Origin of the sequence: Acidovorax soli (genome assembly GCF_014207955.1) — a bacterium.
Taxonomy (GTDB): domain Bacteria; phylum Pseudomonadota; class Gammaproteobacteria; order Burkholderiales; family Burkholderiaceae_C; genus Acidovorax; species Acidovorax soli_A.
Map to the genome: position 1 here is coordinate 73,204 of NZ_JACHLK010000001.1, position 15,913 is coordinate 89,116.

Here is a 15,913-nt window from a genome sequence, read left to right on the forward strand (position 1 = left end):
CCTGCGTACACGCCCGTGCCGTCCCCTATGTCCTCCTCCCCTGCCGAACCGCTGGCACAGCGCTACCGGCAATTCGTTCGTTTGCGGCTGGTGCTGCTGGCCGCACTGGCGGCCGTGCTGTGTGCCAGCGTGGTGGCCGACATCGCCATCGGCCCCTCGACCTTTGCCTTTGCCGACGTGCTGCGCGGCCTGTTCGCTCCGGAAAGCCTGCCGCAGGCGCAGCAGGTCATCCTCTGGCAGGTGCGCCTGCCCTACGCCGTGATGGCGGTGCTGGTGGGCGCCAGCCTGGGCCTGGCGGGCGCGGAGATGCAGACCGCACTGAACAACCCGCTGGCCAGCCCGTTCACGCTGGGCGTGTCGGCCGCCGCGGCCGTGGGCGCATCGGCCGCCGTGGTCAGCGGCTTCACGCTGCTGGCCTTTGGCGAGAACCTGGCCGTGCCGCTGTGCGCCTTCGCGGGCGCGGCCTGCGCCACGGCGCTGATCCAGCTGCTGGCCTGGCGCCAGGGCGCGACGGTGGACACGGTGGTGCTGTTCGGCATTGCGCTGCTGTTCAGTTTCGAGGCGCTGCTGTGGCTGCTGCAGTTCATCGCCGACAGCAATGCGCTGCAGCAGATCGTGTTCTGGACCATGGGCAGCCTGGGCCGCTCCACCTGGACCAAGATCGCCATCGTCGGCACGGTGCTGGGCGTGTGCATGCTCTGGTCGGCGCGCCAGGCCTGGGCGCTCACGGCACTGCGCGCGGGCGAAGACCAGGCGCGCAGCTTCGGCATCGCGGTGGAGCGGCTGCGCCTGGTGACCTTGCTGCGCGTGAGCCTGCTGGCCGCCACGGCCCTGTCCTTCGTGGGGACCATCGGCTTCGTTGGCCTGGTGGGTCCGCACATCGCGCGCATGCTGCTGGGCGAGGACCACCGCTACTACCTGCCGGGCAGCGCGCTGGCGGGGGCGCTGATGCTCTCGCTCGCCTCCATCCTGAGCAAGTCCCTGATCCCGGGCGTGGTGCTGCCCATCGGCATCATCACGGCCCTGGTCGGCGTGCCCCTGTTCATGGCGCTGGTGCTGCGCCAGCGGAGGCTGGGATGAGCACGGGCTTTGTACTGGACCAGCTGTCCGCCGGCTATCCCGGGCGGCCCGTGCTGTCGGGCGTAAGCGTGGACGGTATCCCGCCCGGCACACTGGTGGCCGTGGTGGGCCCCAATGCCGTGGGCAAGTCCACCCTGCTCAAGGCCATTGCCGGCCTGCGCCCGGCGCAAGGCCGCGTGCTGCTGGAGGGCACCGACCTGGCCACCCTGCCGCCGCGCGAGCGCCTGCGCCGCGTGGGCTACCTGCCCCAGGCCCTGCCGCAAAGCACCTCGCTCGTGGCCTACGAGACCTGGCACAGCGCCCTGCGCGCCGGCCGCAGCGAATGGAGCGCCGCGCGGCGCGAGGCGGCCATCGAATCGGTGGTGGCCGCGCTCGGCCTGCAGGCTTTGGCATTGCGCCGCCTGGACGAACTCTCGGGCGGGCAGCGGCAGATGGTGGGCCTGGCCCAGGCCATCGTGCGCGCGCCGCGCCTCTTGCTGCTGGACGAGCCCACGAGCGCGCTGGACCTGCGCTGGCAGCTGCAGGTGCTGCAGGCCGTACGCGCCCTGGTGCAGCAGCAGGGCACCGTGGGCCTGGTGGCCGTGCACGACCTGAATCTGGCGCTGCGCTTTTGCCAGCAGGTGCTGGTGCTGGGCGGCGGTGGCGTGCTGGCCGCGGGCGACCCCGCCCAGGTGCTCACCCCCGCGCTGCTGCAGCGCGCCTACGGCGTGCAGGCCCGCGTCGAACGCTGCTCGCTTGGCAACCTGCTGGTGCTGGCCGATACCGCCCTGCCCCTTGATCACCCGCTTTCCCACACAACGACGACCACGACCTCATGATGCGACGCCAGGGCCATGTGCCCACGCCCGAAGCCAGCCGTTACCTGCAACGCCTGTGCTACCACTTCACGCGCAAGATCAGCGTCACCTACGACGCGCACCAGGGCCAGGCCCATTTCCCCTGGGGCCTGTGCGTGCTGCGGGCCGACGATGCGGCCCTGCACTTCGACTGCAGCGCCGAGGACGATGCCAGCCTGGCCCGCGTGCAGTTCGCCATCGACTCGCATGTGGAACTGTTCTCGCGCAAGAGCCCCGTCGCCGTGGACTGGCAGCCGGTACAGACCCTCTGACTGCACAATAGGCGGGCATTGACCCGCTTGATCGGGCGATGGCCGGGGCGCCAGCTTTCTAGGATGTGACATTTTGTTAACAATCCCGGATGCCGACGGAATGCACCGGGCCCTGTCCCGCCATGGCATCCCCTGCTAGCACCACCCCTACCGCCCATCCACCCCGCCCTTTTGCCGTTCCGCAGCGCGGCTCCAGTGTGGCGGGCAAGGCCTACTGGGCCATGGCGCAGCGGGTGGCGCTCACGGCCGCCGCCATCGATTGCGGCTACTTCGTGCTGTTTCTCTGGCTCGGGTCCCCGCCGCTGGCCTGGGTCAACCTGGCCAGCATCGCGATGTACCTCGGGGCCTACCAGCTCATCCAGCGGCGGCGCAACACCGCCGGCATCCTGCTGATCTGGCTGGAGGTGATCGTCCATTCGGCCCTGGGCTCGCTGCTGGTGGGCTGGGACAGCGGCTTCCACTACTACCTGTGGCTGTTCATCCCGGCCATCGTGATCGCCAACTCGGGCCGCTATGCGGCGCCCATGGTGCTGGCCCTGCTCGCCTACTACCTGGGCCTGCGCTTCGCGTGCGACCACTGGGGTGCCCTGGCGCCGCTGCCCGGCAAGGGGCAGCAGATCGTGAACACCCTCCACACCTGCCTGGTGTTCGGCATGTTCGCGGCCCTGGCCGCGTTCTACCGCCGCACCATCCTGATCGCCGAGAACCGGCTGCTCAAGCAGGCCACGCTCGACGGGCTCACGGGCCTGAACAACCGCGCGCACTTCCACACCCTGGCCGGGCACACGCTGACGCGCATCCAGCGCACGGGCGAGCCCGTGGCCCTGGTGCTGTGCGACATCGACCACTTCAAGCAGGTCAACGACCGCCATGGCCATGCCATGGGCGACCGGGTGCTGGTGGCGGTGGCCGGCGTGCTCGCGCGCAAGCTGCGCGAGAGCGATGTGATCGCGCGCTGGGGCGGCGAGGAGTTTCTGGCGCTGATGCCTGCGAGCTCCCTGGAATCGGCGCTCGAAGTGGCCGAGCGCATCCGCGTGGCGGTGGAGCAGGTCGAGATCAGCGACCAGGGCACGCCGGTGCCGCTCACCATGTCCTTCGGGGTCACGCGGGTGGCGGGCAGCGACGACCTGCAGGCCGCCATCGTGCGGGCCGACAAGGCGCTCTACCAGAGCAAGAACAGCGGCCGCAACCGCGCTACCGCGGGCTGACAGAGGCGGCTGTGGGGTCTAGCCGCGCTTGCGCGCGGCTTCGTAGAGCTTTTGCACCTTGGGCACGTTGAGCTGCAGCTGCTCGATGCGCGCCGGGCCCGAGGGATGCGTGGACAGAAAGGCCAGCCCGCCCTGCTTGTTGCCCGTGGCATTGCCCATCTTCTTCCACAGGCTGACCGATGCCTCGGGGTCGTAACCGCCGCGCGCGGCGAGTTCCAGGCCCACCAGGTCGGCATCGCTCTCGTCCGAACGGCTGAACTGCAGCGTGAGCAACTGACCGCCCAGGCTGGCGGCGGCATTGCCCAGGTCGCCCAAGCCCAGCAGCTGCGAGCCCAGGCGCAGGCCGATGTTCGTGGCCTGGGTCTTGGCCAGGCGCTCGCGCGCATGCTCGCGCAGCGCATGGGCCATTTCGTGGCCCATGATCATGGCCGCCTCGTCGTCGGTGAGCTTGAGCTGGTCGAGGATGCCGGTGTAGAAGGCGATCTTGCCGCCCGGCATGCAAAAGGCGTTGATCTGCTTGCTGCCGATCAGGTTGACCTCCCAGCGCCACTGGCCGACCCGGTCGTTCCAGGGGGCTGTAAAGGGAATCAGCCGCTGCGCGATGGCGCGCAGGCGCTGCAGCTGGGGGTGGTTGTCGGGGGCCAGCGCACGCTGCGAGCGCGCCTGCTCCATCATCTGCTGGTACTGCTGCGCGGCAGAGCGCTCCAGCGTCTCGGCCGGGATCAGCTTGCGCAGGGTGGAGGAGCTACCCACATCCACCTGCGCGATGGCAGGCGCCACCGCGCCGGCCCCCGCGGCAAGGAGAAAAGCACGCCGCGCGGACCAGAGGGACGAAGGCGCGGCAACAGGAGCGGGGCAGAGCATGCACATGCAGGAATAATAGACAAAAACCCAGGCACCCATGTCAGATACCTCCCCCACCACCGGCATTCCCTCGGCGCCCCGTCCTTCCTGGCTGCAGACGCTGCGCATCTACCTGGAGCCCGCGAGCCTGCGCATGCTCACGCTGGGCTTCTCGGCCGGGCTGCCGCTGCTGCTGGTGCTGGGCACGCTCTCGTTTCGCCTGCGCGAGGCGGGCATCGACCGCAGCACCATCGGCTACCTGAGCTGGGTGGGCCTGGCCTATGGCTTCAAGTGGGTCTGGGCACCGCTGGTCGACCGCATGCCCCTGCCCCTGCTCACGCGCTGGCTGGGCCGGCGGCGCAGCTGGCTGCTGCTGTCGCAGCTGGTGGTGGTGGCCGGGCTGGTGGGCATGGCACTGGCGGATCCGCGCGAGATGCTGGGCCCCATTGTCTGGTGTGCGCTGGCCGTGGCCTTCGGTTCGGCCACGCAGGACATTGCGCTCGATGCCTTCCGCATCGAATCGGCCGACGCGCGCTACCAGGCGGCGCTGGCAGCCTCTTACCAGACAGGCTACCGCCTGGCCATGATCTGGGCCGGCGCCGGTGTGCTGTGGATCGCCGCACGCGCCGAGGTGGCGCCCGCCGTGGGCCAGGCCGTGGCCGGCTACCAGAACGGCGCCTGGCAGGCAGCCTACCTGGCCATGGCCGCATCGATGGCCGTGGGCATCGTGACGGTGCTGTTCTCGCGCGAGCCGGCGCAGCTGGCACTACCGCCCGCCAGGAACGCTGCCGAGTGGATCAAGGGCGCGGTGATCGATCCGTTTGCCGATTTCCTGGGACGCTATGGCTGGCACGCCGCGCTGATCCTGGCGCTGATCGCCGTGTACCGCATCAGCGACGTGGTGATGGGCATCATGGCCAACCCCTTCTACGTGGACATGGGTTACACCAAGGACGAGGTGGCCGCTGTGACCAAGATCTACGGCGTGGTGATGACGCTGGTGGGCGCCTTCGTGGGCGGTGTACTGTCCGTTCGATTCGGGGTGATGCGCATCCTGATGCTGGGCGCGCTGCTCAGTGCCGGCAGCAACCTGCTGTTCGCCTGGCTGGCCGGCCACGGCCACGACGTGACGGCGCTGATCGCCGTGGTTTCGGCCGACAACCTGGCCAGCGGCATCGCCTCGGCGGCCTTCATTGCCTACCTGTCGAGCCTGACCAATGTGAGCTACTCGGCCACGCAGTACGCGCTGTTCAGCTCGCTGATGCTGCTGCTGCCCAAGTTCCTCGCGGGGTTTTCGGGCCGCTACGTCGATCTGTTCGGCTACGCCCACTTCTTCACGGCCACGGCGCTGCTGGGCCTGCCCGTGCTGGCCTTGGTGTGGCTGGCCTCGCGCGTGCAGGCGCCGGCCAATGAACAACGGTAGGCGTGGTGCGCTATGCATTGCATAGCAAAAAGGGCTGCGGCGCCCGCCCCAGGTTTACGGAAGCTTTACAGAGGCTACAACACGGCGTGACGCCTGTGGGCGAGCATAGGGTGTACCCAATACACTGAACCCATGAGCTCCCAACTGCTGATGATCGAAGACGACGCCCGCCTCGCCGAGATGGTGGGCGAGTACCTGGGCCAGTCCGGCCTGGTGGTGACGCACCGCGCCGACGGCAAGAGCGGCCTGGCCGAGCTGCAGGGGCCCGATGCGGCCGCCCTGCCCGACCTGGTGATCCTGGACCTGATGCTGCCCGACATGGACGGCCTGGAGGTCTGCCGCCGCATCCGCTCGCTGCAGGGCCCGGCGGCCCAGGTGCCGGTGCTCATGCTCACGGCCAAGGGCGACCCCATGGACCGCATCATCGGCCTGGAACTCGGTGCCGATGACTACCTGCCCAAGCCCTTCGAGCCGCGCGAGCTGCTGGCGCGCATCCGCGCCATCCTGCGCCGGCGCACCGATGGCACGGCGCCCGCCGCGCAGGCCCTGCGCTTCGGCACGCTGGAGATCGACCGCGATGCGCGCACCGTCACCGTGGGCGGGCAGCCGGCCGACCTGACTTCCTACCAGTTCGACCTGCTGGTGGCGCTGGCCGAGCGCGCAGGCCGCGTGCTCACGCGCGACCAGATCATGGAGGCCGTGCGCGGCCGTGAGCTGGAGGCCTTCGACCGCTCCATCGACGTGCACATGGGCCGCATCCGCGCGGCCATCGAGGCCGATGCCAAGAACCCGCGCCGCATCCTCACCGTGCGCGGCGTGGGTTATGTGTTCGCCAAGCAGCAGGATTGACGCGCTGTGAGCCTGTCCAACCCCTTCGCCCGGCGCCTGTACCTGCGCATCTGGCTCGCCGTGGTCGGCGGCATCGCCGTGCTCACGCTGGTCGTGGGCTGGGCCTGGCGCATGGCCGAGGAACAGAAGGCGAGCAACAACCAGCCCTTCGTGCCCCCCTCGCGCGAAATGGTGCTGCGCGACGCCAAGGGCGATGTGGTCTTTCGCGGCCCCGCCACACGGCAGCCGTCGGAACCCGGCGAGAACGTGGAATTCCACATCGAATCCGACACCGGCCAGGCCTTTGTGCTGCAGATGGCGCCGCGCCAGAACCGCGGAGGTGGCCGCCCGGGCAACGCGGATGCCGCGTTCTGGACCCGCCCGCCCTTCGGCTTTCTCTGGCTGCTGGGCATCGTGGGCCTGGCCGTGGCCGTGGGCGTGTACCCCATCATCCGGCGCCTGACCCTGCGGCTGGAGGCCCTGCAGCGCAGCGTCAAGCATTTCGGCGAAGGCGATCTGTCGGTGCGCGTGCCCGAGCAGGGCCAGGACGAAGTCGCCGACCTGGCGCGCCAGTTCAATGCCGCCGCCGCGCGTGTGGAGAGTCTGGTCAAGTCGCACAAGTCGCTGCTGGCCAACGCCTCGCACGAGCTGCGCTCGCCGCTCACGCGCATCCGCATGGGCATGGAGCTCATGGGCGGGCAGCAACCCTCGCCGGCCTTCCGCGCCGAGATCCTGCGCAACATCGCCGAGCTCGACCAGTTGGTCGACGAAATCCTGCTGGCCAGCCGACTGGACGCGCGCGAAGCCGATGTGGGCACGGTGGAACTGGTGGACCTGGTGGGCCTGGCGGCCGAGGAATGCGCCCGCGTGGATGCCGACCTGGACGTGGGTGCCAGCCCCGACGGCGTGGACGTGCAGGGCATCTCCAAGCTGCTGCGCCGCGCCATCCGCAACCTGCTGGAGAACGCCCGGCGCTACAGCACGGGCGAGATCAGCGTGGCCGTGCTGCGCCGCCAGGGCCACGCCGAGGTGCGCGTGAGCGACCAGGGGCCGGGCGTGCCGGCGAGCCAGCGCGAGCGCATCTTCGAGCCCTTCTACCGCCTGCCCGGCGCCAGCGAACGTGCGGGCGGCGTGGGCCTGGGCCTGGCCCTGGTGCGTTCCATTGCGGGGCGGCACAACGGCGTGGTGTTCTGCGAAGACCGGCCCGATGGCGCGGGCGGCGCGTGCTTTGTGCTGCGCTTGCCAGTCACTTCCGCCAGCGCCACGCCATGAAGGCGTAGAGCCCCGCTCCCAGCACCAGCACCGAGCCCGCCACCCCCAGCGCCCAGTCGAAGCCCTGCGCCCGCGAACCGGCCTGCGCCAGCAACGCAGCCGCCATGGGCGGCCCGGCGATCTGGCCGATGCCGTACAGCGCCGTGAGCAGGCCCGTGAAGCCCGCGGCGGACTGGGGCCACTGGTGGCGCGCCTCCTGCAAGGCGAAGAAGGTGATGGCGGTGAAGGGCAGGCCCAGCAGCAGGCTGCCTAGCGCAAAGCCTGCCGGGCTGGGCCAGAGCATGCCCAGGGCAATGCCCGATGCCTGCAGCAGGTAAGCCCCGGCCAGCAACCAGCGGCGGTCGCGGTGGGGCGCAATGCGCGTCGAGAGCCAGGCACCCAGCGCCACACCGGCACCGAACACGGGCCAGAACAGGTCGGGCCAGACCGAGCCGGCCGGCAGTGCGGCGCGCGCGATCACGGGCAGAAAGGTGGCCGTGACGATGTAGCCCAGGCCCGCCAGGCCATAGGCCAGTGCATGCAGGGCCCGCAGCGCGGCCGGACGGGCCGCCGGCAGGGCCTGGGCAGCGCTTGCACCCGCCACAGCGCCGGGCGCCTCGCGGCCGCGCAGCACCGGCCAGATCCCGACGCACAGCAGCGCCGCCAGTGCGGCAAAGGTGGCCCAGCCGGCCGCCGCGCTCCAGCCCGCGGCGACCATGGCGCCCGTGGGCAGGCCCGTGGCCACGATGCCCAGGCCGGGGCCGCAGAAGATCAGGCCGGCAAGCTGGGGCTGCCCGAGGCGCGCGAGCTGCCCCATGCACCAGTTGGCCGTGCCCAGGAACACCAGCGCGCTCGCCACCCCGGCCACAAAGCGCAGCAGCGGCCACGATGCCGGCCACGGGCAGGCGAGCAGGCCCGTGAGCAGCACCGTGGCCACCAGCCCGCCACGCGCCAGCGCCGCATTGCCGGGCACCGCTGCGGCGGCGCGCCGCGCCAGCCACGGCAGGGCCATGTAGAGCAGTGCTCCGGCCAGGTAGCCGGCGTAGTTGGCCGTGGCCAGCCAGCTGCCAGTGGCAATGTCCAGCACGCCATCGTGCAGCATCATGGGCAGCAACGGGGTGAAGGCAAAACGACCGATGCCCATGGCCACGGCCAGGGCGACCATGCCGGCCAGCGCGACCCGCAGGGGGGCCCGTTCGGAAGCATGCATGCGGGCGGGGGAAGGGGGAGATGACACCTGGTCCATAGGGGTACCGCAAAGGGTTGCCACGGCGGATGCCGCGGCGTATCATCTTAACAAGAGATTGAATTTTTTTAATTCATACTTTTTCAAGATGATCGAATCACCCTCCCCGCTCGATCTGGCGGCCCTGGACATCTTCCGCACCGTGGCGGCCGAGGGCAGCGTCACGCGCGCGGCCGAACGGCTGGGGCGCGTGCAGTCCAATGTGACCACCCGGGTGCAGCAGCTCGAGGCGGACCTGGGTACGCCCCTGTTCCTGCGCGAAGGCAGGCGCATGGCGCTCACGCCCGAAGGGCAGGTGCTGCTGGGTTATGCCGACCAACTGCTGGCACTGGCCGAAGAGGCGCGCCAGGCAGTACGCCCCGGCCCGCCGGGCGGGCGCTTGCGCCTGGGCTCGATGGAAAGCACGGCTGCGAGCCGCCTGCCCGTGCCGCTGGCGCGCCTGCATGGCCAATGGCCGGGGGTGGCACTGGAACTCTCGACCGCCCCCACCCGGGAGCTCGTGGAACGGCTGCGCGCCCACGCGCTCGACGCCGTGCTGGTGGCCTGGCCCCCGGGGCAGGCGCCAGACCCGGTCTTCGAGACCCGGCCCGTGTTCACCGAGGAGCTGCTGCTGGTGCTGCCCGCAGGCCACCCGGCCGTGGCCGGGCCCGAAGAGGTACAGCCCGGCGCGCTCGCGGTGTTCGAGCCGGGCTGCACCTACCGGCGCATCGGACAGGACTGGTTCGCCCCGCGGCCGCAGCCCATGCAGGTGCTGGAACTGGGCTCCTACCATGCCATCCTGGCCTGCGTGGCCGCTGGGAGCTGTGCCGGCATCGTGCCGCGTTCGGTGCTGGCCATGACGCCCCACGCCGCCCTGTTGCGCCACCAGCCGATCATCCGCATCGACACCCTGCTCACCTGGCGCAAGGGCTACCGTTCCAGCGCGCTCGATGCCTTGCAGCAGGCCCTGTCTGCCGACTGACCGCTTTTTCACTTCCCCGCTCCAGGAGTCCGCCATGTCCGACCGCAGCCTTCGCACCGCCCTTTCGCTTCGCCTGCCCATCATCCAGGGCCCCATGACCGGCTCCGACACCCCGGCCCTGGCTGCAGCCGTCTCGGCCGCCGGGGGCCTGGGTTCGCTGGGCTGCGGCATGCGCTCGCCCGCGGCCATGATCGAAGCGGCGGCCGAGGTGCGCCGGCGCACCGACCGGCCTTTCTGCATGAACCTCTTCGTGCAGGACACGCCCACGCCCGACGCGGCCACCGTGGACGCTGCCGTGGCGCGGCTGGCCCCGCTGTATGCCGAGTTCGGTCAACCAGCGGCCGTGCCCGCGCGCTGGTGCGAGGACTTCGCGGCGCAGTTCGACGCGCTGATCGCCGCGCGCCCGGCGGTGGCGAGCTTCACCTTCGGCATCCTGTCCGCAGCGCAGGTGGAGCGCCTGCACGCCGCGGGCTGCTATGTGATCGGCACGGCCACCACGGTGGCCGAAGCCGTGGCCTGGGCCGATGTGGGGGCCGACGGGGTCTGTGCCTCGGGCATGGAATCGGGCGGGCACCGGGGCACCTTCCTCGGCGACTTCGCCTCTTCGATGGTCGGCACCATGGCCCTGGTGCCACGCTGCGTGGATGTACTGGCGCCACGCGGCGTGGCCGTGGTGGCGGCCGGCGGCATCATGGACGGGCGCGGTATCGCCGCCGCCCAGGCCCTGGGTGCCGAGGCGGTGCAGATGGGCACGGCCTTTTTGTCCTGCGACGAATCGGGCATTGGCGCCCCCTACCGCCACGCGCTGGCGAGTGCCAAGGGCACCGATACGCGCACCACACGGGCGCTGACAGGGCGCCATGCGCGCGGCATCGTCAATGCGCTGATGGACCGCCTCCAGGTCGATGAGACGGCCGTGCCCCCCTACCCCGTGCAGAACGCGCTGACGGGCGCGCTGCGCAAGGCCTCGAACGAGGCCGGCCGGGCCGACTACCTGTCGCTCTGGGCCGGCCAGGGCGTGGAGGCCGTGCGGCCCATGGCCGCCGGCGCGCTGGTGGCGCTGCTGGAAAAGGAATGGAGACAAGCCAGCGCGCGCGTGGGCGCAGTGCGCTGAAGCGAGGTCAACGCGTCCAGGGCAGGTCGCGCGCGGTACCTTGGATGACCGGGTGCTCGCGGTGCAGCACCTCGCCGGCCAGCACGCGCTCGTAGTAGCGCAGGTAGCCGCGTGCCATGGCCTCGGCGCTGAAGTGCTGCTGCACGTGCGCATGGCAGGCGCGCGGGTCGGCCTTGTGGGTGCGCACGGCCTCGGCCAGTTCACTGGCGCTGGCCGACAGGCTGCCGCACTCGGCAGGCACCAGCTCGGGCAAGGCACCATAGGGCGTGCTGAACACCGGGCAGCCGAAGTACAGGCTTTCGATCACGGCCAGGCCGAAGGGCTCGTGCCAGCGCACGGGAAAGATCAGACCGCGGGAAGCATTCAGCAGTTCGTTCTTCTGCGGGCCGCCGACCATGCCGAAGAAATGGATGCGGCGTGACAGCGTCCAGCGGAAGCCGCGCTTGAAGTTGATGCGGTCGCCGCCCAGCACGTCGAGCTCCACGCCCGCCAGCTTGGCCACCTTGATGGCGCCGGCCACGTTCTTCACGCCCCAGGCCGCCTTGCCCAGGAAGTGGTAGTGGTCGCGCGGGCGCGCGAAGTCCACCGGGCCATAGGCCGACCAGTCCAGGCCGTTGTAGACGAACTCGGTGGAGCCGTAGCGCGCCGCATGGTTGCGCGACAGGAACACGGTGTTCAGCGGCAGCGGCTTGGGCTTGCGCGCATTGCCGTGCTCGGTGACCAGGTAGGGCCGCGAGGGCTCGCTGCGCGGGTTGAACTGGAAGTGGGTGATGTCGACGTCGGCCGGGATCTGGCCGTCCCAGGGCGCGTCGGGTTGGATGGGCAGCACCTGGGCGAAATCGCAGCTCGAGCCTTCGGGCACGAGGTAGCTCACGCGGTGGCCCAGTTGCACCAGGGTCTTGCCCAGGTCCCAGATCACGCGCTCGGTACCGCCGTAGCCGTACACCGGAATGGGGGAGTTGTTGACCAGCAGGATATGCATGGGAAAGACGCCGTAGTGTCAGAAGGGGCGGCCGCAGCCGATGCGCGCACGCCGCTCGTGCAGGGCCGCCAGCACCAGCGGGCACATGAAGAGGTAGAACATGTTGCCGCTGTTGTGCGCGAGGAAGACCTGGGTCAGCCCGAAGCCGATGTACGACAGGGGCAGCATCACGCCCACCAGGCACAGCGAGAGCGATTCGCGGTCCATCTTGCCCGCGCCATCGCGGATGCGCCGGGCCGTGGGCCAGAACATCACCAGCGGAATGCCGTAGAACGCGAACAGCAGCAGCACGCCGGGCAGGCCGCGCTTGGCGAACAGGTCCAACACCTCGTTGTGCGCATGGCCGAACTCCAGCACCACGGGGTGCGCGAGGCCTGCGGCCACGCGGCGCGCCTTTTCCTGCTCGTAGCCGGCCCGGCCCCAGCCGGTGAAGGGCCGGTCCCAGCCCATCTGCCAGGCCAGCTGCCAGTGGGCCAGGCGCTGGCCCACCGAACTGCGGCCATCGCCGCGCTGCTGGTAGACCTGCATTTCCTGGCGCGCCTCGTCCACGCGCTGCTCCACGGCCGGCACCTGCGACAGCGCGGCCGCGGCAATGGCCAGCACACACAGGCCCCAGTACACGCGGCGCTGGCCGGTGGTGCGCACCAGCAGCCAGGCGCACACGGGCAGCAGCAGCACCAGCGCCAGCCAGCCGCCGCGCGACTGCGAAAGCACCGAGCCCACCGCACCGAGCACGATGGCGGCCACCAGCAGCAGCCGCTGCCAGGCCACCCAGCGCCGCCATTGCACGACCAGCAGCAGGCCGCTCATCACGGCCAGCAGCATGCTCAGGTTGCCGTACTGGATGGCGTTGGTGAAGCCGCTGGCACGCGGCAGCTGCTCCACGCCAATCTGGTAGATGCCGACCAGGCCACTGCCCACGGCCCCTACCGCCATGCCCATCCACAGCCAGGAGGCCCGCGGCTCGAAGGTCATGAGGTAGAAGATGCAGGGCAGCGCCAGCAGGTACTTGACCGGGCGGTCCATGCTGCCCCAGCCCCAGGTGGCGCCCACATCGAGCAGCCACAGCGCGGCCATGCACGAGAAGGCCGCCGTGAGCCACCAGGCGGCACGCGGCGCGGGGCGCCGCCACCACACGGGGGCGCTGGCCAGCGCCGCCAGCAGCAGCAGCGCCGCACCATAGGAGTAGCCGGACGGCAGCCACAACGCCAGGCCGGGCACCATGAAGGCGCCCACACTGGCGCTGCGCCCGAACCAGCGGTAGGTGCGGACCGTCACCGGATCACCCGGCCCGTGAGGCTGTCACGATCGTAGTGCAGCGCGGCATAGCGGAAGAAGCCTTCGAGCGCCACGAACAGGCAGTACAGGAAACCCGCGCCCCCGCACAGAAAGCCCAGGCGGAACACATACAGGCGCAGGAACATCGAGCCGCCCGAGGCCAGGCCACGCAGCACGCCGCCACGCTTGCCCAGCTCGGCGCGCTTGGCAGCGCCCAGCATCACGTACTGGGTGAGCTTTTCGAGGCTGGTGCGCACGGAGTTGCGCGTGTAGTGCAGCAAGCGCGCGCGCACCAGGCGGCGCGGTACCGCGGTGCCGCCGGGCTCGGGGTGCAACTGGGCCTGCTCGTGCACCACGCCCGTGAACTCACGGACCATGGAGCGCACGAACAGGCGCTCGATGCGCGACTGCGAGAGGAAGTAACGCAGCTCCTGGCCAAAGGCCACCATGCGCCAGCGGATGGTCCATACCGCGCGCTCGCCCGAGCGCACGATGGCCTGCACCTCCTGCTGGAAGGCAGGCGTCATGACCTCGTCGGCGTCGAGAAAGAACACATAGTCGCCGCGCGCGTGGGCGAGCAGGCGGTTGCGCTGCACGGCAAAGCCCTGCCAGTCGGGGTAGGAATGGACTTCCGCGCCCAGGCCCTGGGCCAGGGCGACCGTGTTGTCCGTACTGCCGCTGTCGACGACCAGCACCTGGTCGGCGAAGGCAGCGCTGCGCAGGCAGGCTTCAATACGGTGGGCTTCGTTGTGCGTGAGCACCGCCACCGTGAGCGTGGGCGACGCCTTTGCGTCGCCAGCGGCCACCGACATTGGTCAGTGGCCAGCGTGCACGTGCTCGCCCGCCTTCAGGCGGTACACCGTTCCGCAGTAGGGGCACTTGGCCTCGCCGCTGCGGCCCACGTCCAGATAGACCTTGGGGTGGCTGTTCCACAGTTTCATGTCGGCCTTGGGGCTGGGGCAGAAGACCCCGCCCTGGGCGTTCAGGTCCTTGGCCAGCAGTTCAATCACAGCTTGGGACATCGTTCAGACCTTTGCGAGCCAGTGGGCGTATTTCGGGTTGCGGCCGTTGACGATGTCAAAGAAGGCGCTCTGGATTTTTTCGGTGATCGGGCCGCGGCTGCCGCTGCCCAGCTCGATGCGGTCGAGCTCGCGGATCGGCGTGACTTCAGCGGCCGTGCCCGTGAAGAAGGCTTCGTCGGCGATGTACACCTCGTCGCGCGTGATGCGCTTTTGCACGATTTCCAGGCCCAGGTCCTTGGCGATGTGGAACACGGTGTTGCGTGTGATGCCGTTCAGGGCGCCGGCCGACAGGTCGGGCGTGTAGATCACGCCGTTCTTGATCACGAAGATGTTCTCGCCCGCGCCTTCGCTCACGAAACCGCTGCTGTCCAGCAGCAGGGCTTCGTCGTAGCCGTCGTCCAGGGCTTCCATGTTGGCCAGGATGGAGTTGGTGTAGTTGCTCACCGCCTTGGCCTGCGTCATCGTGATGTTCACGTGGTGGCGCGTGTAGCTGCTGGTCTTGACGCGGATGCCGCGCTTCATGCCCTCCTCGCCCAGGTAGGCGCCCCAGGCCCAGGCGGCCACCATCAGGTGGATCTGGTTGCCCTTGGGCGAAACACCGAGCTTTTGCGAGCCGATCCAGGTCAATGGGCGCAGATAGCACGATTCGAGCTTGTTTTCGCGCACCACGGCCTTCTGGGCTTCGTTCACTTCGTCCTTGCTGAAGGGAATCTTCATGCGCAGGATCTTGGCGCTGTTGAACAGACGGTCGGTGTGCTCTTCGAGGCGGAAGATGGCCGTGCCATCGGCGGTCTTGTAGGCGCGCACGCCTTCGAACGCGCCGCAGCCGTAGTGCAGGGTGTGGGTCAGCACGTGGATCTTGGCGTCGCGCCAATCCACCATCTGGCCGTCCATCCAGATCTTGCCGTCACGGTCGGCCATTGAGGGAACTACGGGGCTCATGGGGGTCCTTTGGGTTGCTGTAGGTCGCAAAACAGCGATTTTACGGGGCCGGAGGGACCTCGGCCACCGGAGCTGGCGCCTCGTCCTGGGCGGGGCGCACCAGTTCCCACTTCACGAGCTTGCCATTCTTGAACTCGCAGGTCACGAAGGAGCGGGATCCATCCGTCCAGCGGTACAGCTCGGGCTGGGCACCATCGTCGGACAGCAGCTGGCCCAGCGAGCGCGTCATGGCCACCACATGCATGAGGTTCACCCCGGGACGCAGCTTGGCATTGAGCATGACGGCGCTGCCAACGTGGCCGATGGGCCGGTCTGCCGCTTTTTTGAGCACATTCATGAGGCGCGTGAAGTGCAGCAGCGCCCACATCATGAGCCCGCCGCCCACAGCCGCCACGCCCGGCCACCCATATTGCACATAGCCGAATGCCAGGCCACCCACCGCCGCGAGCGGCACCACGAGATTGCGAAAATTCATGGGCGGTATTGTCTTATGCCCGGCGCGCACAGCCATCCGTGAAGACCGCAGGCCGGCAAGGCCCTCCCGGCCACCGCCCCTGGAACCCAACGCAGACTGCGCCTGCGTGGCGGGCACGGCCATTTCGTTGTGCAAACGCTACATCAAATGCA

At 69.6% G+C, this 15,913-nt stretch carries 17 protein-coding genes; 9 read left to right on the forward strand and 8 right to left on the reverse strand.

The features are described from left to right. The first annotated feature begins 27 nt into the window (after positions 1-27). The 4 genes from HNP48_RS00360 to HNP48_RS00375 all read left to right on the forward strand — a co-directional run bounded on the left by HNP48_RS00360 (position 28) and on the right by HNP48_RS00375 (position 3,396). Positions 28-1,080: an iron ABC transporter permease gene (locus tag HNP48_RS00360; RefSeq protein WP_184854869.1), complete on the forward strand. Its 1,053-nt coding sequence runs from the start codon at positions 28-30 to the stop codon at positions 1,078-1,080. Further along, positions 1,077-1,898 carry an ABC transporter ATP-binding protein gene (locus HNP48_RS00365; protein WP_184854870.1) on the forward strand — a complete coding sequence of 274 codons (822 nt, stop codon included), beginning with the start codon at positions 1,077-1,079 and terminating at the stop codon, positions 1,896-1,898. Before HNP48_RS00360 ends, HNP48_RS00365 begins: the two co-directional genes overlap by 4 nt. Next, positions 1,895-2,188: a DUF2218 domain-containing protein gene (locus HNP48_RS00370; RefSeq protein ID WP_184854871.1), complete on the forward strand. Its 294-nt coding sequence runs from the start codon at positions 1,895-1,897 to the stop codon at positions 2,186-2,188. The genes HNP48_RS00365 and HNP48_RS00370 overlap by 4 nt, the downstream gene beginning before the upstream one ends. 122 nt (positions 2,189-2,310) lie before the next feature. Continuing rightward, positions 2,311-3,396 (forward strand): GGDEF domain-containing protein, encoded by a 1,086-nt coding sequence (locus tag HNP48_RS00375; protein WP_184854872.1) that lies wholly within the window; start codon positions 2,311-2,313, stop codon positions 3,394-3,396. An 18-nt stretch (positions 3,397-3,414) separates the two neighbouring features. Here HNP48_RS00375 and HNP48_RS00380 read toward each other — a convergent pair whose 3' ends face one another. Next, a complete protein-coding gene (locus HNP48_RS00380; RefSeq protein ID WP_184854873.1) occupies positions 3,415-4,260 on the reverse strand; it encodes a M48 family metallopeptidase in 846 nt (281 codons plus the stop codon). Positions 4,261-4,297: 37 nt separating this feature from the next. On the opposite strand from HNP48_RS00380, the gene HNP48_RS00385 reads away from it, so the two are divergent. From HNP48_RS00385 to HNP48_RS00395, 3 genes are all read left to right on the forward strand, one after another. Then, on the forward strand, positions 4,298-5,662 hold the full coding sequence (locus tag HNP48_RS00385; protein ID WP_184854874.1) for an AmpG family muropeptide MFS transporter: 1,365 nt from the start codon (positions 4,298-4,300) through the stop codon (positions 5,660-5,662). Positions 5,663-5,794: 132 nt separating this feature from the next. After that, positions 5,795-6,511 (forward strand): response regulator transcription factor, encoded by a 717-nt coding sequence (locus HNP48_RS00390; protein WP_184854875.1) that lies wholly within the window; start codon positions 5,795-5,797, stop codon positions 6,509-6,511. Positions 6,512-6,517: 6 nt separating this feature from the next. Then, complete coding sequence (locus tag HNP48_RS00395) at positions 6,518-7,762, forward strand: ATP-binding protein (protein WP_184854876.1); 1,245 nt, start codon at positions 6,518-6,520, stop codon at positions 7,760-7,762. On the opposite strand, the gene HNP48_RS00400 is transcribed toward HNP48_RS00395, so the two are convergent. Then, the gene (locus tag HNP48_RS00400; protein WP_260420039.1) at positions 7,737-8,951 is read right to left on the reverse strand and encodes a YbfB/YjiJ family MFS transporter; all 1,215 of its coding nucleotides are present in this window, start codon (positions 8,949-8,951) and stop codon (positions 7,737-7,739) included. The two genes, HNP48_RS00395 and HNP48_RS00400, sit on opposite strands and share 26 nt — an antisense overlap. Before the next feature lie 124 nt (positions 8,952-9,075). Here HNP48_RS00400 and HNP48_RS00405 point away from each other — a divergent pair, with 124 nt between their 5' ends. Both HNP48_RS00405 and HNP48_RS00410 read left to right on the forward strand, forming a co-directional pair. Then, the gene (locus tag HNP48_RS00405; RefSeq protein ID WP_184854878.1) at positions 9,076-9,948 is read left to right on the forward strand and encodes a LysR substrate-binding domain-containing protein; all 873 of its coding nucleotides are present in this window, start codon (positions 9,076-9,078) and stop codon (positions 9,946-9,948) included. 34 nt (positions 9,949-9,982) lie between these two features. After that, a complete protein-coding gene (locus tag HNP48_RS00410; protein WP_184854879.1) occupies positions 9,983-11,062 on the forward strand; it encodes a nitronate monooxygenase family protein in 1,080 nt (359 codons plus the stop codon). Between the two features lie 7 nt (positions 11,063-11,069). On the opposite strand, the gene HNP48_RS00415 is transcribed toward HNP48_RS00410, so the two are convergent. The 6 genes from HNP48_RS00415 to HNP48_RS00440 are packed head-to-tail and all read right to left on the reverse strand — an operon-like array spanning position 11,070 to position 15,761. Further along, positions 11,070-12,044 (reverse strand): glycosyltransferase, encoded by a 975-nt coding sequence (locus HNP48_RS00415; RefSeq protein ID WP_184854880.1) that lies wholly within the window; start codon positions 12,042-12,044, stop codon positions 11,070-11,072. Positions 12,045-12,062: 18 nt separating this feature from the next. After that, positions 12,063-13,322 (reverse strand): O-antigen ligase, encoded by a 1,260-nt coding sequence (locus HNP48_RS00420; RefSeq protein WP_184854881.1) that lies wholly within the window; start codon positions 13,320-13,322, stop codon positions 12,063-12,065. Continuing rightward, a complete protein-coding gene (locus HNP48_RS00425) occupies positions 13,319-14,134 on the reverse strand; it encodes a glycosyltransferase family 2 protein (protein ID WP_184854882.1) in 816 nt (271 codons plus the stop codon). Before HNP48_RS00425 ends, HNP48_RS00420 begins: the two co-directional genes overlap by 4 nt. 3 nt (positions 14,135-14,137) lie before the next feature. Beyond that, complete coding sequence (locus tag HNP48_RS00430; protein WP_184854883.1) at positions 14,138-14,344, reverse strand: zinc-finger domain-containing protein; 207 nt, start codon at positions 14,342-14,344, stop codon at positions 14,138-14,140. A gap of 3 nt (positions 14,345-14,347) precedes the next feature. Beyond that, positions 14,348-15,286, reverse strand: a complete 939-nt coding sequence (locus HNP48_RS00435; RefSeq protein ID WP_184854884.1) for a branched-chain amino acid transaminase — start codon at positions 15,284-15,286, stop codon at positions 14,348-14,350. A 40-nt stretch (positions 15,287-15,326) separates the two neighbouring features. Next, positions 15,327-15,761, reverse strand: a complete 435-nt coding sequence (locus tag HNP48_RS00440; RefSeq protein ID WP_184854885.1) for a glycerate kinase — start codon at positions 15,759-15,761, stop codon at positions 15,327-15,329. Positions 15,762-15,913: the final 152 nt, after the last annotated feature.